This window comes from Paenibacillus sp. SER-28, assembly GCF_052906305.1.
Map to the genome: position 1 here is coordinate 111,499 of NZ_JBRECM010000002.1, position 22,303 is coordinate 133,801.

The following is a 22,303-nucleotide window of genomic DNA, read 5'->3' on the forward strand; positions in this document are numbered from 1 at the left end:
ATGATGCGAAAACATGACCAAACATGGAACCTTGATATTCCGATCGCTTCTTTTATTGAAACTTGCCGGAAATTTCCTGAAAAAGAGTTATTTACGTTTGAGAAAGAAGGCCAGAGTCCTCAAATTCTTTCCGGAAATACGCTTCTACATCAAATACAGGCTTTGGGCAGCATCCTATTGAAAGAACTGGCTGAGCAGGAACGGGCACTTCTTGTATTTCCTCAGGGCCTGGAATATATCAGCAGCATGCTGGCATGTTTTTATGCAAATATCGTGGCCATACCTACACCTATTACAGATTCGGAGCCGGATGAAAAAATCTTTGAGAAGATGATGCCTATTTATAAGGATTCCCAAGCCGTATGTATCATAACTAATACGGACTTCAAAGCATTTCTCCAAACACGGGAGGAGTTTAATTCAATCCGTATCCTGAATATTGATGAAATCTTTCAAGAAGACGCCGTTAACGTTGACATAGAAATGAGAATGCCAGTGCCGCAGGATACTGCTCTTTTGATGTATACATCGGGCTCAACATCCTTACCAAAAGGTGTAATCCTTAGTCACAGCTGCTTGATGAATCAGGCCAAGGCTGAGCAATGGAGAATTGACCGGAATAGTCGTGTTGTTTCCTGGACGCCGCAATTTCATGCTTTTGGACTGCATAACAATATTTTAGTCCCACTTTTAAACGGGGCATCGAGCATTATTCTCCCGCCAGAAAGCTTCGCTAAAAATCCGGAAAATTGGATTCATATGATGGACAAGTATCAGGCTACCCATACGGCAGCGCCAAATTTTGCGTTCGATTATTGCTGCTCCACACTGGACATCGCTTCAATTAAGCAATATTCACTTCGCCATCTCCAAGCGATTATATGTGCAGGTGAGCCTATCCGGAAGGAAACTTACGAGAACTTCATCCATAAATTCCGGGCATTAGGGCTACGAGAGGATATATTTTGTCCCCTCCTTGGCTTATCGGAGCTGTGCCCTGTCGCCAGTATAAAACCAGGTCAGTCGATGAGATTCCTTAATTTAGATATCCCTAGCTTGGAGCAACGAAGAGTCCAATACACGGATGAGAAGAACAAATCGAAGTCCGTAGTGAGCTGTGGGGAGATTGAAGATCCGACGCAAATACGAATTGTTCATCCTGAGAGACATACACAATGCTTACCGGAGGAAGTCGGCGAGATTTGGATTAAATCCGCACGGATGGCAGAGGGATATTTAAACAGGAAGGAAGAAACGAATAGCACTTTTGAGGTAGCCCTTTCCGATACAAAAGAAGGCGGCTTTTTTCGTTCCGGGGACCTTGGCTTCATTGCGGATAATCATATCTATGTCATCGGCAGAGAGAAGGAAGTCATCATTATTCGCGGCAAAAATCATCATCCCGTCGATATTGAATGGACCATCCAAAAGAATATGCCAGAGTTGACCTTGCCCATCGCTGTATTTTCCTCTGAAATCAATGGTCAGGAAAAAGTAATCGTCGTACAGGAAATTGAAGCGCCCCTTCATGAGCAGGAATATAAACGGTTGGTCGAAAACATACTGAATGCCGTATCCAATACGCATCAACTTGAAATTTACGATATCTATTTGCTGCTTAAGGGAAGTATACCCAAAACGGGAAGTGGGAAAATCCAAAGAAAGATCTGCCGCAATGCTTATATCAAACAAGAGCTTCAAGCACTTTATCAATATCGGAGTGGGTTTTCACCATCACATTCGAATATGGAAGAAACCGCCGCAGAAAACCATGATGCTACCATAAATGCCATTTCGTTGGTTCAGTCGAAGATTCAGGAGTATATAGTGCAATTTTTGTGTTGGGAACTGAATCTCAAGCACGAGGAAATGAATTTGAATACAAATCTTCATGCTTATGGCATCGATTCTATTCTTGTCATGAAGCTTATACGCGGCCTTGAGAAGTCCTATCCGATCAAGGTTAAAGCAAGAGAAATTTTAGAGAACCCGACGATTCAACTATTATCGGCATATTTAGCCCAAAAGGTTGAAGAAGATAAATCCACTGTACAGGTCAATACTGAGAAAAATTCGCTCAGTTTCCGAAGGAATCCGCTTTCTGAAGTTCAGAAAGGGTTGTGGCTATTACATAAAATGTCCCCTGAGATGAATGCTTACAATATACCAATATGCCTCCGGTTTAATACGAAGATTGAGATTGAGAGCATTAAACGGGCTTTTCACATCGTTTTAGAACAGTATCCTATTTTAAAAAGTGTGATTGAAGAGGAAAATGGGATACCTTATCAAAAGCTGCAGCCCACGCAGCCGCTTCATGTGCAAGTGGAGGATATTTCAGCCTTGGAAGTAGATAAGATTATTCCATTTATTAGCAATAAAACAAAGCAACCATTCATGCTGGAACAGGATCCTTTGATGCGTATTTATGTTATGTCCAGATCTGAACAGGAACATTTCATACTGGTTGTCATCCACCATATTATTTTTGATGGAAGTTCTTTCGGCATGTTTATACAAAGCTTTTTAGATGCCTATAAGAACGTGGTACAGGGAAAGACATCGACAGTGTTGCCACCCGCAGCGAGCTACGGCGATTTTGTTAAATGGGAGCAAACGATGTTAGCGAGTGCAGAAGGGGAGAAGTATCGTTCCTACTGGACACAACAGCTGTCAGGTGCTTTACCGACCCTGGAGCTGCCATATGACCGCTCTGGTTTTCCGGCTCAAAGCATGGAAGCACAAACATATTCCAAGCCGCTTCCGCTTAAATGGGTCAAACGGGTAAAGTCTTTTGCCCAAGCGCAATATACGAGCTTATCTACAGTCTTGTTAGGTATGTATACGGTATTGCTTAACCAGTATTCGGGACAGGAAGATATCATTGTTGGAATGCCAGTTATGGTGCGCCCGGAGCAGCGTTTTGATAATTTAATCGGCTATTTTGTCAATATGCTTCCAATCCGGAGTCAGGTATCGGAAACAGAGACATTCCTGGATTTCATGAAAAAATTGCAGCTGACAGTAGTCGATGGAATGGATCATGCCTCGTATCCTTTTCCGGCTCTGGTCCGAGAATTGAATGTGCCGCGGATACAGACGAGCTCACCTGTTTTCCAAGCAGCCTTTTCTTATCAAAACTTCCTTCCAACTTCAAGCTTTCGGCAGCTTTGCAAGCCATATAAAGATATCTTTTTCGTCGAATTGGTTGAAGAAATTCACCAGGAAGGCGAATACGAGTTGGTATTGGAAATGCAAGAGCAGGAAGAGGAAATGATATTAAATATCAAATATCGCTCCAATTTGTTCGATCATTCAATCATCATACAGATGGCAGAGCGTTATATAGAATTAGCGGAAGCACTTATAGAGAATCCCACTTGGCCCTTGGAGGAGCATTCGTTACTTTTACCAGAGGAAAAGGACATCATCCTTAATGACTGGAATGCTACCGGAACAAGTTATCCTGATAAGTGCTTCCCTGAATTATTCGCAAAACAGGCAAGAAAAACACCTGAGGCTATTGCAGTTGTATATGAAAAGGAATCGCTTACCTATGGGGAACTAAAAGAAAAGAGCACTTTGCTGGCCTTATATTTGCAGAAACATGGGGTAACTCCTGATACTCTTGTGGGGATTTGCATGGAACGTTCTTTAGATATGGTGATTGGGCTGTTGGGAATCCTGATGGCCGGTGGAGCCTACGTGCCGCTCGATCCGGAATATCCGGAGGACCGATTGGAGTATATGCTACAGGATTCCAAAGTTTCACTGGTCATTACGCAATCGGGGTTGTTGGAGAAAGTGTCACGTTTGGAAGGGAACAACGTTAGCTGTATTGTCCTTGATAAAGATTGGGATCATCTGAAAAGTGATGTGAAGGGTAGAAAGACAATCAAACGGGAAGTACAACCTCACCATTTGGCATATGTGATATATACCTCTGGAAGTACAGGGAAACCCAAGGGGGTCATGATTCCACATAAAGCGTTGACCAACTTTCTTATTTCCATGGGAGAGCAGCCCGGTTTAACAGAGCAAGACAAACTACTTGCAGTGACAACGTATTGCTTTGATATAGCGGGACTGGAATTATATCTGCCTTTGATTAAGGGGGCTCAATGCTATATTTGCAGCTCCAAAAACATAAAGGATACCGAAAGACTTAAGCGGGAAATTCAAAGAATAAAACCCACAATCATGCAAGCCACTCCTGTGACTTGGACCCTGCTCTTTCAAGCCGGCTGGAAGAACGAAGAGAATATGAAAGTTCTCTGCGGAGGGGAAGCCCTTTCGGAAACGTTGAAATCTTATTTTGTTCATAACAGCTGTGACGCATGGAATATGTTCGGTCCGACTGAAACCACAATTTGGTCTACAATTCAAAAGATCGACGCAGATAAGCCTATTTCGATCGGTAAGCCTATCGCAAATACCCAGATTTACATTTTGGACAAACATCTTAGACCTGTGCCTGTCGGTCTTCCGGGAGAGCTTTTTATTTCGGGCAGCGGATTGGCCAGAGGCTATTGGAACCAGCCAGAGCTTACGGCTGAAAAGTTCATAGACAACCCATTCAATCCGGAAACTAAGCTCTACAGAACTGGAGATTTATGCAGGTGGCTTTCGGACGGCTCTATTGAGTATGTGGGACGGATGGATTATCAAGTGAAAATTCGCGGGTTTCGGATCGAGCTAAGTGAAATTGAAGGTCAGGTCAGAACATATCCAGGAATCGATGATTGTGTCGTGATTGCCAAGGAACAGGGGGGGAATAAGCAGCTTGTTGCCTACTGTTTGCTGAACAATTCCGAGTCTGGTAAGCCTCCTCTCGATCCGAAGGAAGTGCGAAACTATTTAAAAACTTTCTTGCCGTATTATATGATACCCGCATTTTTTATAGAGCTAGATAGGCTGCCTTTGACCCCTAATGGGAAAATAGATCGAAAAGAATTAATGAATCGCAGGATCGAGTTAGCACCAACAAGAAAGATTCACTTACCGCAATCGGATGTTGAACATCAAGTTCTAACGGTATGGAAAAAACTTCTGAATGTTGATGATCTAAGTACAGATGATGCTTTCTTTGACGTAGGTGGGAATTCTTTTTCAGCAGCAGAGATGATCGGAAGGGTCAAGGAATTGTTGGAATGCGATATTTCGGTGACAGCATTGTTCAAGTATCCGACAGTTAAGGAACTCAGTGCCTATATTACAGAAACAAGAAGCGAGAATGTTGATTCTCAAACGGAACAATCACATACACCGGAACAAACAGATACAGCTGAGACATCCCTACCGAAAATGGATTCAGGCGAAGATGATCTCAAGCCACCCTACCCAGATTATTTTGAGGATAGTCTCGCAATTATAGGGATTTCATGTCATTTTCCAGGGGCCAAAAACCATGCCGAGTTTTGGAGCAATTTGAGGGCAGGGGTAGAGAGTGTTCGCTTCTTTTCCGAGGAAGAATTGGTTGGATTAGGGCTGGAAAAAGAAATCGTCGGTAATCGAGGCTATGTTCCCGGACGATGCACGATTGAAGGAAAAGAGTATTTCGACCCTGAGTTTTTCAGTTTATCACAGAAAAATGCAGAGTTTATGGATCCTCAAATGAAATTGCTGTTGCAGCATTCATGGAAAGCCGTTGAGGATGCTGGCTATATTAGCAAAGAAATTCCTGATACCAGTGTGTTTATGTCGGCAAGCAGCAGCTTCTATCAAGCATTTATTCCCAATTTGGCATCGCAATCGCCTAATGTCCTGAAGAACGCGGATGAATATGTAACCTGGATCTTAGCACAGGGTGGGACAATTCCTACTATGATCTCTCATAAATTAGGATTTAAAGGTCCGAGTCTGTTTGTGCACTCGAACTGCTCTTCCTCAATAGTCGGATTGCGTCTGGCTTCGCAAAGCCTGCTATCCGGTGAAGCCAAGTACGCTTTAGTCGGAGCATCCACGATCTTTCCTTTCACCAGTTTAGGCTATGTGCATCAACCCGGCTTGAATTTCTCCAGTGATGGACATATTAAAGCCTTTGACGAGTCGGCAGATGGGATGATTGGCGGAGAAGGGGTCGGGGTTGTTCTACTGAAGAAAGCGACAGATGCCGTTAGAGACGGTGACCATATTTATGCGCTTTTACGGGGAGTAGGTGTGAACAACGATGGAACCGACAAATTAGGGTTTTATGCCCCAAGTGTCAAAGGTCAGGCTGAAGTTATTCAGAAGACGATAGAATCAACCCGAATTCATCCCGAATCTATCAGTTATATCGAGACGCATGGAACCGGAACAAAATTGGGCGATCCTGTTGAATTTGCTGCCTTAAATGAAACGTACAGGCAGTATACGACCAAAAAACAATTTTGCGGTATTGGATCGGTCAAAACCAATATCGGGCATCTGGATACTGCAGCAGGTTTGGCGGGGTGCATTAAAGTTGCTTTAAGCCTATACCATAATGAGATTCCTCCTTCGCTAAATTACGAAAAACCAAACTCTGATATCCATTTGCCCGATTCACCCTTTTATGTTGTGGATCGTCTCCAAAAATGGGAGAAGGCGTCGGCTCCTCACCGGGCGGCGTTAAGCTCCTTTGGAATAGGCGGAACTAACGCTCATGCCATATTTGAACAATTTGTAGCCAATGCTGAATTAGAACGATTTAAAGATCATTCTGTGAACGAAGATGCTGTCTATCTGATTCCATTATCTGCAAGGCATCATCATCGGCTTAAAGTGTATGCACAAGAGCTTTCAGATTTTTTGATAGCTTCTGAAGACATTAATTTGTCGGATGTATCCTTCACGCTTCAGACAGGACGAATGGCAATGAAAAACCGGGTAGCTTTTATCGTAAAGAATACGAGCGAGCTGGTACAAAAGCTCCAATCGTTCACGAATGAACAAGCACATATCGAGAAGTGCTGGAGGGGAGAAAACAATCAGTCAAAAGATTCAGTGCAATTATTTGAACAGGAAGAAGTTTTCAAGGAATTAATGAACAAATGGATTGCAAATTGTGAAATAAACAAGCTGGCAGAGTTATGGGCCAAAGGTTTCTATATAGATTGGCGATTGCTATATTCCAATGTCATACCGAAAAGAATAAGTCTACCTACGTATCCTTTTGCACAGGAGCGTTGTTGGGCTCCAGAGGTTGAGGCCAGAGCAGTAGGAACCGAAACAGCGAAAGCGCCAGCGGTTACGAGTAGTCGTACACTGCTATTTGAGCCTACATGGAAAAATCAGGATGTACCGCTGGAAGCTGAAGTCCCTGCCTATGATCGGCGAATGGTCTTACTTTGTGAGCCGGAAGAAGTTTTGCACGAGAAACTCGAAGCGAGCTTGAATGGAGCTGCGCAGGTGCTTGCCTTTCAATCTGGAAGAGGCCGGGTCGATGAGCGGTTCCAGGCCTATGCTGTTCAAGCCTTTGAGAGCATCCAAAGTATGCTCAAAGACAAGCCGAAGGGAAGAGTACTGGTCCAGATTGTGGTGCGGAACTCTGGAGAAGGACGGCTCTTTTCGGGGCTTTCGGGACTGTTGAAGACAGCCCGGCTGGAAAATCCAAAATTCATCGGGCAGCTGATTGAAGTGGATCAGGGAGAACAGGCGGAAGGCATCCTGGCGAAGCTGGAAGACAACAGTCGAAGCCCGATGGATGGCTGGATTCGCTATGAGGAAGCTCAACGGAAAACCGCTTGCTGGAGCAGGCTTGTAACATCTGGGCAAAAAGAGGAGCTTCCATGGAGAGATAGTGGGGTCTATTTGATCACCGGCGGCTCCGGCAGTCTGGGGCTGCTGGTTGCAGAAGAGATTACGCGGCAGACGCAAGCAGCGACCTTCATTTTGACGGGGCGGTCGCCGCTGGACCGAGACAAGCAGACGAAGCTGCAGGAGCTGGAAGCTTCAGGGGCCAGCGTGGTGTACAGGCAAGGCGATATCACCGACAGGAAGACGGTTATCGATTTACTGGACAGCATCGAGCAGGAATATGGACGTGTCCATGGGATTATCCACTGTGCAGGGGTGATTCAAGATAACTTCATCATCAAGAAAACAAGGGAAGAATTTATAGAGGTGCTGGGACCGAAGGTGAGCGGACTAGCCCATCTGGATGAGGCGAGCAGCGGTCAGGACCTGGACTTCTTTGTGCTCTTTTCTTCCATATCGGGCAGCCTGGGCAATCCGGGACAGGCTGATTATGCGACCGCCAATGCCTTTATGGACGCATACGCCGAATATCGGAATGCCCTGGTAGGGGCCAGGCAACGACGGGGGCAGACATTATCTATCCGCTGGCCGCTATGGAAAGAGGGCGGTATGCGGATCGATGCGGATTCGGAACAGATCATGACGCAAAACATGGGCATTACAGCCATGCAGACTCGGTCGGGAATGAGGGCGTTGTACCAAAGCTTGGCCTCCGGCAAGGAGCAGGTAATGGTCATGGAAGGAGAACCTGAGAAAATTGAGGCCTACCTGACGAAAGCCTTCTCACAGGCCGGCGTCCGTGCCATCCAGGCAGCTGTACCTAACCAGGCAAGCGTACCTATGCTGGATGCAGACTTGCTCTACGACAAAACTTTGCATTGTCTCAAGGTGCTGTTTGGAGAGGTGACCCGGCTGAGCGTCGGCAGCATTGAAACCAATGAACCGCTGGAAACCTATGGAATCGACTCGATCATGATTACCCAGCTCAATTCCAAGCTGGCGGGCTTCTTTGGAGAACTGTCCCAGACGCTGTTTTATGAGTACCAAACCTTGCGTGCTTTGACGGAATATTTTGTGGCGGAATACCCGCAGGAGTGTATGCAGTGGACCGGGATGAGCCGTGACATGCAGCCTGTAGAGGAAATACTTGCGGCACCGCTGTATGCCGAGGAAGAAGCCGTGCCGGCTGCGGCAAAGGCGGCAGCGAAGCCCGTCCGAAGCTTGGCGGGGTCTGCTCCTGCGGAAATGCGTGAACCGATAGCGATCATTGGAATGGCTGGAAAGTATCCCTGGTCCAGGGACATGAACGAATATTGGGAAAATCTAAAAGCAGGGAAGGACTGTGTCACCGAAATCCCGCGTGAGCGTTGGACGCTGGAAGGGTTCTTCCATCCTGATCCACAGGAAGCAATGGTGAATGCAAAAAGCTACAGCAAATGGGGGAGCTTTATCGAAGGATTTGCAGAATTCGATCCGCTGTTTTTCAATATTTCGCCACGGGAAGCACTCGGTATGGACCCGCAGGAAAGGCTGTTCATTGAAGCCTGTTGGGAAGCGTTGGAGGACGCGGGTTACACCCGGGAACAGCTTGCGGTGCGGCATAACCGCCGGGTAGGCGTATTTGCCGGAATTACTAAGACGGGCTACGAACTCTATGGGCCGGAATTATGGAAAAAGGGAGCGCAAATATTTCCCCAAATATCCTTTAGTTCGGTAGCGAATAGGATTTCGTACCTTTTTAATTTGCAAGGGCCAAGCATGCCGATCGATACGATGTGTTCGTCCTCGTTGACTGCGATTCATGAAGCCTGTGAGCATCTGTACCGCGGAGAATGCGAAATGGCTATTGCAGGCGGAGTAAATTTGTATCTCCATCCGCTCAGTTATGTGGGACTTTGCGCCAACCACATGCTGTCAGCAGACGGGCAGTGCAAGAGCTTCGGCAAAGGAGGCAATGGGTTTGTCCCTGGAGAAGGCGCGGGGATCGTCCTATTAAAGCCGCTGTCCAAGGCGATCGCTGATGGGGACCTCATCCATGCGGTGATCCGGGGGACAAGCATTAACCATGGAGGCAAGACCAACGGCTATACGGTGCCGAACCCGATAGCCCAAGGAGAACTGATCCGGGCGGCCCTGGAGCGAGCGGGGGTCCATGCGCGGACGGTCAGCTATATTGAAGCCCACGGGACAGGCACGGAGCTGGGAGACCCGATTGAAGTGACGGGTCTGACCCAGGCATTCAGGAAGGATACGCCGGATACGGGATTCTGCGCCATAGGCTCTGTGAAGTCCAACATCGGACATCTGGAGGCGGCAGCGGGCATCGCCGGGGTCGGGAAAATCATCTTGCAGATGAAAAACCGGACGCTGGTTCCCAGCCTGCATGCCCAAGAATTGAATCCGAACATCCATTTCGGTCAGACGCCGTTCGTCGTCCAGCAGGAGCTGGGGGAATGGAGACGGCCGGTGGTTGAGATCGATGGAGAGACGCGGGAATATCCGAGGATTGCTGGGATTTCATCGTTTGGAGCGGGAGGCTCCAATGCACATGTCATCATCGAAGAGTACATTGCGGAAGAGAAGGTGCCAATGAGCGTTACAGCTCAAAAGCCTGCGATCATCGTATTGTCAGCCAAAAATGAAGAACGACTGAAAAAGCAGGCCGAGAGAATGCTAGCCGTTATGCGGGAAGGACAGCTCAGCGAAAGTAGTCTGGCCGATGTGGCCTACACGCTGCAGGTGGGACGCGAAGCCATGGAAGAGCGGCTGGCAGTGATTGCAGGGTCTATGCAGGAGCTGGTGGACAAGCTGGAAGGATTCCTGGAAGGACGGGACGGAATCCCTGAGTTGTACCGGGGCCAGGTCAAACGGAATAAGGAGGCGCTGACGGCGCTGATAGAAGATGAAGACATGGAGAAAATGATTGCTGCCTGGATAGGGAAAAGGAAATATTCGAAGGTAGTTGATCTCTGGGTCAAGGGACTGGCAATGGATTGGAACATGCTTTATGGGGATGCCAAGCCGCGGCGAATTAGCCTGCCGGCCTATCCTTTTGCGAGGGAGCGGTACTGGATCACGGATATTAAAACTAAATCGGCTTCCATTGAATCTGCAGATGCTGTAAAGCCAACAGATTCGTTCATTGCCCAAAAGGCACTTGCCAAAACGGCAAATGTTTCGGAAATGAATAAGGAAGACATCGATGCTTCAAATCCCGAAGCTATTCCTTCGTATATCCAAAACATCCAGAGTCATATTTCTGCCAGTGTAAAAATAAAGAAGATGCCAGATCTTTCTTATCTAGCGGCTGCATACGAGACAATGTCCTCGACTACAGTCGACAGCAAAGCTTACTCGCAACAGGATGGAGCGACACGAGGGACTGAACGGGAATGGAGGCTTACAGATGAAGGAAATGAATGATATCTTATGCAGACTGTTATGGAGCCATTTGCGCTTGATGGGATTATGTCCATATGCGCAAATGGAAAAGAAAGCTATGATCGCGGATTTTAAAACAAAAAACGGCTTACTGAATTTATACGATCGTTGGCTTGAAGAAAGCATAGAGATTTTGGTACGGAATCAGTATTTGTACTGCAATGGAGAGTCATATAGCGTAGCGGGTACTGCTTCGGTCGATTTGCAGGCTGTATGGAAGGAGTGGGAATGGAAGAAAGGGGCATGGCTGAAAAATCCGGATCTCTCAGCTTGGGTATTTTTGGTAGAATCGATCTTGCGCAAGCTGCCGGAAATTTTAACCGGGAAGATACCAGCCACCGATATCATTTTTCCTAATTCCTCCATGAAACTGGTAGAAGGTATATATAAGAACAGTCCTGCAGCGGATTACTTTAATGAAGTGCTGGGAGATATCGTAGTTTCCTATCTAAATGAGCGGATCAAGCATAACCCGTCGGTACCGATTCGAATCATTGAAATTGGTGCAGGCACTGGAGGTACTAGCGCTTTGGTCTTCCAGAAGCTCGAACCTTATCGGGAGCATATTCAAGAATATTGCTATACCGACAAATCCAGAGCATTTTTATTACATGCACAAAAAGAGTACGGTCCGAAAAATCCTTACCTGACTTATCAGATTTTTAATGTGGAAGAGTCGGCTCAGGGACAAGATATTGATACAGGTGGATATGATATTGCGATTGCCACCAATGTATTGCACGCCACACGGAACATTCGCCAAACGTTACGCAATGTCAAAGCGGCGCTGCGAGAAAACGGTCTGATTCTTATAAATGAAATCAGCGGTAACTCTCTGTTAAACCATCTATCCTTTGGCCTTTTAGAGGGATGGTGGCTTTATAATGACCCGGAGCTGCGCATTCCAGGCTCTCCCGGGTTATATCCCGAAAGTTGGCAAAAGGTATTGGAAATGGAGGGTTTCCGGTCCGTTTTCTTCCCTGCTCAGGAAGCGCATGATATAGGTCAACAAATTATTGTGGCGGAGAGCGATGGTATGATTCGGAACAAACAGGAGCCTGAACACGACAAATCTCAAATGAAACAGCGTGACGAAGGAATTCGATCAGATATTGATGTAACAAGCGAGATGGCTGAAGAGTATGTCAAGGAGCTTATTGTAGGGAAGCTGGTAGAGGCTTTGAATGTGGACTTTACTATGATTGATATTCATGAGTCATTCGCAGATTATGGGCTGGACTCCATTCTTGGCGTCAACTTTGTGCAGGCTGTCAATCAGGGGCTGGGGATTTATTTACAAACTACCGACATCTTCGATTACAGTTCGGTAAAACAACTGACGCTATACATTTTAAGCCAATATGGAGATAAAGTTTCACAAGTCTTGGACCAGAGCGCTAATCCAATAGACAACATGGAAGATGCAAGTCGCGACATCCAAAAAACTAAAGACACGGATCATATTCTTCATCCCGTTGAAACGGCAAGTATATCCTTTGAGCTGGACAGATCCAATAAGAAGGATAAAGAGAAAGCTTTAACACCAAGGGAGCCCATTGCGATTATTGGAATGAGCGGGCGGTTTGCTGGATCTGATAATGTACATGAGCTTTGGAATCACCTTAAGAACGGTGACGATTTAGTGGAAGAGGTAACCCGGTGGGATCTTTCGAAATACCAGGAAAAACATGCAAGCTACTGCAATCACGGCAGTTTTTTGGGGGATATTGATAAGTTTGATCCACTTTTTTTCAATATCTCAGGATTGGAAGCGACCTATATGGATCCGCAGCAGCGATTGTTCCTGGAGGAAGCGTGGCATGCTCTGGAAGATGCCGGCTATGCGGGGACAGGGATGGAGGGTCGCCGTTGTGGAGTGTATGTGGGCTGTGCCGAGGGAGATTACCAACAATTGCTGGGTGAAGACCTGCCTCCACAAGCGCTTTGGGGTCATATGGGTTCCGTGATACCCGCTAGAATCTCCTACTACTTGAATCTTCACGGACCAGCAATAGCTGTAAATACAGCTTGTTCCAGTTCGTTAGTTGCAGTTCATCTGGCCTGCCAAAGCTTATGGACCGGAGAAACGGATATGGCTTTAGCTGGTGGTGTCTATATTCATACGACTCCTCGCTGCTATTTATATGGTGACCGGGCAGGAATGCTGTCTCGCTCGGGACGCTGCTATACCTTTGATGATAGGGCAGATGGAATGGTTCCGGGAGAAGCGCTTGGCGCGATTGTACTCAAGCGACTTCATGAAGCTGTTGCTGATGGAGACCACATCTATGGAGTGATTTTAGGCTCAGCAATCAACCAGGACGGCACCACGAATGGACTTACTGCGCCAAGTCAGAAATCTCAGGAGCGACTCGAGCAAAATGTATACGATACATTTCATATCCACCCAGAGCAAATCCAGATGGTGGAAGCACATGGAACTGGCACCAAATTAGGAGATCCCATTGAATATCAGGCACTGACTCGAACCTTTAGAAAGTATACCGACAAGAAGGAATATTGCGCCATAGGGTCCATTAAGACGAATATTGGCCATACGCAAATTGCGGCAGGAATTACGGGAATGATCAAACTGTTATTGTCATTAAAGAATAAGCAAATTCCTCCTACACTTCATTTCCGGTCGGGCAATTCAAACATTCAGTTTGCGGATAGTCCTTTTTATGTCAATACGTATCTGCAGGACTGGGAGGTTGAGCCTGGAGTCAGACGCTGTGCTGCGGTCAGCTCCTTTGGTGCTAGCGGTACGAATGCTCATATGGTCATAGAAGAGGCTCCACAGACGGAACGGAGACATTCCGAAAAGCCAGGTTATTTCATTCCGCTGTCGGCACGGACTTCAAAACAATTACGCCAGCAGGTAGAGCAACTGCTCGCTTATTGTGAACAGGAGCCTAAGGCGGATTGCGGTAATATGAGCTATACATTATTGCTTGGGAGAAAGCACTGTAATCATCGGCTTGCATGTGTTGCTCGTAATCAAGGCGAGCTTGTCATGTCCCTTAAAAAGTGGCTGGAAAAGGGCAGTGCTTCTCAAGTTTATCATTCTGAACTGCACGAAAAAGATCAACGCATACAAACATCTTTGAAAAGATACGGGGATGAATGTATTTACAATTGTCAAAACGCAAGCGATACCCGCGAGTATTTGGAGCTTCTGACTACGATTGCAGATCTGTATGTTCAGGGATATTCGTTAGACTTTGAGTGCTTGTTTTCAAATGAACAGTATTCTAGGATTCCGTTGCCAACTTATCCTTTTGCAAAAGAGCAGTATTGGGCGCCTAGGAGTGAGGACGAAATTACAGGCAGCAGAGCGGCAGAGCGTGAACCAAAATTTACGGTCGCCAGAGCCGCGGAAGCGCCTGCCGTTACGAGTAGCCGTACACTGCTATTTGAGCCTACATGGGAAAATCAGGATGTACCGCTGGAAGCCGAAGTCCCTGTCTATGATCGGCGAATGGTCTTGCTTTGTGAGCCAGACGAAGCTTTGCACGAGCGACTCGAAGCGAGTTTGAACGGAGCTGTGCAGGTGCTTGCCTTTCGATCCGGGAAGAGCCGGATTGATGAGCGGTTCCAGGCCTATGCTATTCAGGCCTTTGAGAGCATCCAAAGTATGCTCAAAGACAAGCCGAAGGGAAGAGTACTGGTCCAGATTGTGGTGCGGAACTCTGGGGAAGGACGGCTCTTTTCGGGACTTTCGGGACTGTTGAAGACAGCCCGGCTGGAAAACCCGAAATTCATCGGGCAGCTGATCGAAGTGGAACAGGGAGAACAGGCGGAAGGCATCCTGGCGAAGCTGGAGGATAACAGCCGTAGCCCGATGGATGGCTGGATTCGCTATGAGAACGGACAACGGACAATCGCTTGCTGGAGCAGGCTTGAAACATCTGGGCAAGAAGAGGGGCTTCCATGGAGAGACGGTGGGGTCTATCTGATTACCGGCGGCTCCGGCAGTCTGGGACTGCTGGTTGCAGAAGAGATTGCCCGGCAGACGCAAGCAGCGACCTTCATTTTAACGGGGCGGTCGCCGCTGGACCGAGACAAGCAGACGAAGCTGCAGGAGCTGGAGTCTTCAGGCGCCAGCGTGGTGTACAGGCAAGCTGATATCACCGACAGGAAGACGGTTATCGGTTTATTGGACAGCATGCAGCAGGAATTTGGACGTGTCCATGGGATCATCCACTGCGCAGGGGTGATTCAAGATAATTTCATCATTAAAAAAACTAGTGAAGAATTTTTGGAGGTGCTGGGACCGAAGGTGAGCGGACTGGTCCATCTGGATGAGGCAAGCAGCGGCCAGAACCTAGACTTCTTTGTGCTCTTTTCTTCCATATCGGGCAGCCTGGGCAATCCTGGACAGGCTGACTATTCGACGGCCAATGCCTTTATGGACGCATACGCCGAATACCGGAATGCCCTGGTAGGGGCCAAGCAACGGCGGGGACAGACGTTATCCATCCGCTGGCCGCTATGGAAAGAGGGCGGAATGCGGATCGATGCGGACACGGAACAGATCATGACGCAAAACATGGGTATTACAACCATGCAGACCCGGTCGGGAATGAGGGCCTTATACCAAAGCTTGGCCTCCGGCAAGGAGCAGGTAATGGTCATGGAAGGGGAGCCTGAGAAAATCGAGGCCTACTTGGCGAAAGGCGTCTCACAAGTCGGCGTCCGTGCCATCCAAGTAGCTATTTCTAATCAGGCAACCCCTAAGCTGGATGCAGGCCAGCTCTACGATAAAACCTTATATCGACTCAAGGTGCTTTTGGGAGAGGTGACTCGGCTGAGCGTCAGCAGCATCGAAGCCCATGAGCCGCTAGAGAGGTATGGAATCGACTCGATCATGATTACCCAGCTGAATGCCAAGCTGGCGGGCTTCTTTGGAGAGCTGTCCCAGACGTTGTTTTATGAGTACCAGACCTTGCACGCCTTGACGGAATATTTTGTGGCGGAATACCCGCAGGAGTGCATGCAGTGGACCGGAATAAGCCATGACATGCAGCCTGTAGAGGAAATACTTGCAGCACCGTTGTGCGCCGAGGAAGAAGCCGTGCCGGCTGTGGCAAAGGAGGAAGCGAAGCCTGTCCGAAGCTTGGCGGGGTCTGCTCCTGCGGAAATGCGTGAACCGATAGCGATCATTGGGATGGCTGGAAAGTATCCCTGGTCCAGGGACATGAACGAATATTGGGAAAATCTAAAAGCAGGGAAGGACTGTATCACCGAAATCCCAAGTGAGCGTTGGACGCTGGAAGGGTTCTTCCATCCTGATTCACAGGAAGCGGTGGCGAATGGAAAAAGCTACAGCAAGTGGGGTGGCTTTATCGAAGGATTTGCGGATTTCGATCCGCGCTTTTTCAATATTGCGCCACGGGAAGCACTCGGTATGGACCCGCAGGAAAGGCTGTTCATTGAAGCCTGTTGGGAAGCGTTGGAGGACGCGGGTTACACCCGGGAACAGCTTGCGGTGCGGCATAACCGCCGGGTAGGCGTATTTGCCGGAATTACCAAAACGGGTTTCGATCTATACGGACTGGATTTATGGAGAAAAGGAACGCAAATATACCCTCATACATCCTTTAGTTCAGTGGCCAACAGGATTTCGTATCTCTTTAATTTGCAAGGGCCAAGCATGCCGATCGATACGATGTGTTCGTCCTCGTTGACCGCGATTCATGAAGCCTGTGAGCATCTGTACCGCGGAGAATGCGAAATGGCTATTGCAGGCGGAGTAAATCTGTATCTCCATCCGCTCAGTTATGTGGGACTTTGCGCCAACCACATGCTGTCAGCAGACGGGCAGTGCAAGAGCTTCGGCAAAGGAGGCAATGGGTTTGTCCCTGGAGAAGGCGCGGGGGTCGTCCTATTAAAGCCGCTGTCCAAGGCGATCGCTGATGGGGACCTCATCCATGCGGTGATCCGGGGGACAAGCATTAACCATGGAGGTAAGACCAACGGCTATACGGTGCCGAACCCGACAGCCCAAGGGGAACTGATCCGGGCGGCCCTAGAGCGAGCGGGGGTACATGCGCGGACGGTCAGCTATATTGAAGCCCACGGGACAGGCACGGAGCTGGGAGACCCGATTGAAGTGACGGGTCTGACCCAGGCATTCAGGAAGGATACGCCGGATACGGGATTCTGCGCCATAGGCTCTGTGAAGTCCAACATCGGACATCTGGAGGCAGCAGCGGGCATCGCCGGGGTGGGAAAAATCATCTTGCAGATGAAAAACCGGACGCTGGTTCCCAGCCTGCATGCCCAAGAATTGAATCCGAACATCCATTTCGGTCAGACGCCGTTCGTCGTCCAGCAGGAGCTGGGGGAATGGAGACGGCCGGTGGTTGAGATCGATGGAGAGACGCGGGAATATCCGAGGATTGCCGGGATTTCATCGTTTGGAGCGGGAGGCTCCAATGCACATGTCATCATCGAAGAGTACATTGCGGAAGAGAAGGTGCCCATGAGCGTTACGGCTCAAAAGCCTGCGATCATCGTATTGTCAGCCAAAAATGAAGAACGACTGAAAAAGCAGACCGAGAGAATGCTAGCCGTTATGCGGGAAGGACAGCTCAGCGAAAGCAGTCTGGCCGATGTGGCCTACACGTTGCAGGTGGGACGCGAAGCCATGGAAGAGCGCTTGGCAGTGATTGCAGGGTCTATGCAGGAGCTGGTGGATAAGCTGGAGGGATTCCTGGAAGGACGAGACGGAATCCCTGAGTTGTACCGGGGCCAGGTCAAACGGAATAAGGAGGCGCTGACGGCGCTGGTAGAAGATGAAGACATGGAGAGAATGATTGCTGCCTGGATAGGGAAAAGGAAATATTCGAAGGTTGTTGATCTCTGGGTCAAGGGATTGTCGATGGATTGGAACCTGCTTTATGGGGATGCCAAGCCGCGGCGAATTAGCCTGCCGGCCTATCCTTTTGCGAGGGAGCGGTACTGGATCACGGATATTATGAGTCCCTCTGTAGAAAGAGTCTCTTCTGTAGAAAGAGCCGTTACGGAAGCTCAGAAAAAGGCAGTTCCCGTCCAGACTCATGCGTTGCAGCCAACAGCCCTAATACAATCCGGGTTTTTGAATAGTTCTGAAAAACCAAGCGCCATATCCTTACCGAATTTGTTGGACCGTCAGCCGCACCTAAGCAAGTCTGCCAACCAGGAGGGGACAACGATCATGTTAACTTCACTGGAGGAGACATCGCACACATTAGAGGATGAGAAGAAGACGGAAGCGCTGTCGTCTATTCCTTCTATAATATCAGCGGAAATATTGCAGGAGGAGCTGACAACAAGCCTGGCGCAGGCTTTATATATAGATCGGAGCGATATCGATTCGGATAGAAACTTTGTTGATCTTGGATTGGATTCCATTATAGGCGTAGAGTGGGTTCGTAGCATTAATAAGCATTACAATACATCCATAACAGCGACAAAAGTCTACGATTATCCAACCATCCGGGATTTTAGCAAATTTGTAGAGAAGGAATTGTTGAGCAAATCAATTGCGCCATTCTCTGCCCAGTCTATTTCGGATCATTCTCCAGCAGAGTATTCACCGTCATCCGTTGCATTAGAGCCGGAGAAATCGGCAGAGGCTTCCATTCAGGTGAATTTGATGCCGATTTCGTTTGAAAAGCAGGCGCAGGCCAGCATGGCTGAGTGCAGCGCCTCTGCAGAGCTGTTGCAGGAAGAACTGACGGTAAGCCTGGCAGAGGCTTTGTACATGGAACGGAGCGAGATCGAGGCGGATAAAAACTTTATAGATACCGGACTAGATTCCATTATAGGCGTAGAGTGGGTTCGAAACATAAATAAACGATTTGGCACATCCATAGCAGCGACCAAGGTCTACGACTATCCGACCATTCGCCAATTCGCTACATTTTTGGCACAAGAAATCAATAAGCATGGAGGAAGCTTCAATCAACAGTTCTTGAGCACAGTCCCGGACACAGACAAGCCTATTGCGGAAGTCCATTCGAAGGGACCTGACATGATGCAATGCTCTCCAAGGCTATCGCCCAAGGAGGATTCAGAGCCATTCCACCTGGTAAAGGTAGCAGAGGATTCATCGCCTTTGCCTTCGGAAAATAAAGACGTAATTGCAATTGTCGGGATTTCGGGAAGATATCCTGGTGCGGAAGATGTGCAGCAATACTGGGATAACCTCGCTCTAGGCAAAAATTCCATTATTGAAATCCCGAAGGACCGTTGGGATGTAAGCCAATATTATGATCCTCGTCCAGCGCAAGAGGGGAAAATCAATTGCAAGTGGCTGGGTGCTTTAGAGGATATGGAATATTTTGATCCGTTATTTTTCAATATTTCTCCTACCGAGGCGGAAGGGATGGATCCCCAGCAGCGCATCTTTATGCAGGAAGCATATAAGGCAATTGAGGATGCAGGCTATAGTGGCTCACAGTTGGGAAATAAAAAATGCGGGGTTTACCTTGGAATTTTAAATAATGAATATAGTATGCTGCGGTACAAGCATCAAGCGCAGTTCACCAATACTACTGGGAACAGCAACGCTATTGCGGCGGCTCGAATCTCTTATTTTCTCAATCTGAAAGGTCCAGCCATATCCGTAGATACGGCATGCTCCTCATCGCTGGTTGCAACCCATCTGGCATGCCAGGCGTTATCTAACGGAGAGATAGAAATGGCGTTGGTTGGCGGGGTGTCGTTATATCTGACTCCTGAATCGTATGTAGGCATGTCTGCATCCGGAATGTTGTCACCAGATGGCCGGTGTAAAGCGTTTGACAATAGCGCCAACGGCTTTGTTCCAGGGGAAGGAGTAGGGGCGCTGGTTCTGAAGCGGCTGAAGGATGCTGAAGCTGATCGGGATCATATATACGGAGTTATTATCGGGTCCGGAATCAATCAAGATGGAAAAACCAACGGGATTACCGCTCCAAGCACAAACAGCCAAATTGAGCTGGAGCGGGAAATATACAACAAATATCAGATTGAGCCTGAAAGCATTAGCTATGTTGAAATGCATGGGACAGGAACCAAGCTGGGCGACCCTATTGAATTGGAAGCTTTATCAACCGCTTTTAAAGAAAAAACCGATCAGAAGAACTACTGTGCCATAGGTTCGGTAAAAAGCAATATCGGGCATACTTCTGCAGCAGCGGGCATAGCAAGCGTGCAAAAGGTGTTGCTATGCATGAAGCATAGAAAACTAGTACCGACACTGAATTTCAAGAACCCGAATGAGCATTTTGATTTTGATAATTCTCCTTTTTATGTCAATACAGAATTGAACGCGTGGGAACCTTCCCGCGGGGACAAAAGGCGCGCCGCTGTGAGCTCTTTCGGTTTTAGCGGTACGAACGCCCATCTTATTATTGAAGAATATCGTCCCGGGACGGGAACATCTGCGACATCACCAACAGCCGCCGATATCCATAATCCCGTTCTCTTCGTTTTGTCTGCCAAAGGTGAAAAGCAACTAAAAACGTATGCCGAAAGAATGAGAAGCTTTATTGCATCCCAGGAAAATCTTAACCTCTCGGATATGGGATATACGCTGCAAGTGAGCCGCGAGCCGATGGATTACCGGCTGGCTTTTGTGGCAGATTCAAAAGAGGCAATGCTAAAAGCGTTGGAAGGATTTGTGAATCATGATCCGCTTGCTGGCGTCCTAACGGCTCAGGTGAAAAAGAGCAAAGACGGGATTGTGATGTTTGAGGCGGATGAAGATGCCAAATCGTTGCTTGAAACCTGGATCAAGAAGAGAAAACTAAAAAAAATAGCGGAGTTGTGGGTAAAGGGGCTAACTATTGACTGGAACAAGCTGTACGGGGACATCAAACCTTACCGGATCAGTCTACCGACCTATCCTTTTGCGAGAGAACGCTGTTGGGCGCCTGAGCTTGACAGCAAGGCAGGCAAAGGCATGACTTCTGTCACTGCTGCTTCGCTCCATCCTTTACTGCATCAAAACACCTCCGATTTCTCGGAACAGCGGTTCAGTTCGACTTTTACAGGCCAGGAGTTTTTCTTGAAGGATCATGTGGTGAATGGACGCAAGGTTCTATCCGGGGCTGCTTGCCTTGAAATGGTCCGGGCGGCCGTGGATCAGGCAACAGGATCTGATGAGGGCGGGCCAACCGGAATTTGCCTTAAAAACGTGGTTTGGGCACGGCCTATTATCGTAGAGCATGGGCCACTGCAGTTACACATCGGACTTTTCCTAGATGATCATCAAGAGATTTCCTATGAAATATATGGGGAGAGCGAAGAAGCTGATGCAGGGATTGTGATATATAGCTACGGCAGTGCTGCACGAAGATCGGCTGCGGAAGTCCCAGCACTGAATATTAAAGACTTGCAGAATGTATGTAGTCGGAACTTCGATCCCACACAACTGTATAGAGTTTTCAGGGATATGGGAATGGATTATGGCCCTGGACATCAAGGGATTGAGATGGTGTATGCGGGAGAGGGTCAAGTGCTGGCTAAGTTATGCTTGCCGTCTTCCGTTTCTGACAACCAAAGCCAATTTGTCCTGCATCCAACTATGATAGATTCGGCCTTGCAGGCAACCATAGGCTTGACGCTGGGGTCTGGCGAGATCAAACCTTCTCTGCCTTACGCCATTCAAGAAGTTGAAATTATAAAAAATTGCAGCTCCATCATGTGGGCGTTGATTCGTTATAATGCAGACGGTATAGCTGAGGAAAAGGCACAGAAGCTGGATATTGACCTGAGCGACGAAACCGGAGCCATCTGTGTCAGGATAAAAGGATATTCATCAAGAATCTTGAATAGGGACTCGATTTCCTCGGATGTTCAGTCTAATTCTAGTAACTTGATGCTTGAACCCGTGTGGAAAGAGCAAGGGATTGCTCTAGAGGCCGAAATGCCTGCATATGATCGCCATGTCGTGTTACTCTGCCAGCCGTCCGGGATTTCCCGTGAACAAGTTGAAGCTCGGATGGACGGCGTGCAATGCATTGTACTGCAACCCGACCGAAACGGAATCGCGGAACAGTTCCAGCGTTACGCCGTCCAGGTGGTTGAAGAGATTCAAAGCATTTTCAGGGAAAAACCCAATGGTAAGGTGCTGATCCAGATTGCCATAAGTAGACAGGAGGAGCAGCAG

General features: G+C 47.9%; 2 protein-coding genes (1 of these 2 cut by a window edge). Both read left to right on the forward strand.

What is annotated here, in order from left to right:
- Positions 1-11,142, forward strand: coding sequence for an amino acid adenylation domain-containing protein (locus ACUYLD_RS06125; RefSeq protein ID WP_446674617.1), 11,142 nt, complete (start codon positions 1-3; stop codon positions 11,140-11,142).
- Positions 11,126-22,303, forward strand: the 5' portion of a protein-coding gene (locus tag ACUYLD_RS06130; RefSeq protein WP_446674618.1) for an SDR family NAD(P)-dependent oxidoreductase. Its footprint extends 8,520 nt past the window's final position; only the first 11,178 of its 19,698 coding nucleotides appear in the window; it begins with the start codon at positions 11,126-11,128; the stop codon falls past the right edge of the window. The genes ACUYLD_RS06125 and ACUYLD_RS06130 overlap by 17 nt, the downstream gene beginning before the upstream one ends.

Excerpts from the sequence above, each read along its gene's own strand:
- ACUYLD_RS06125 (WP_446674617.1), top strand. The coding sequence starts at position 1 with ATGATGCGAAAACATGACCAAACATGGAACCTTGATATTCCGATCGCT.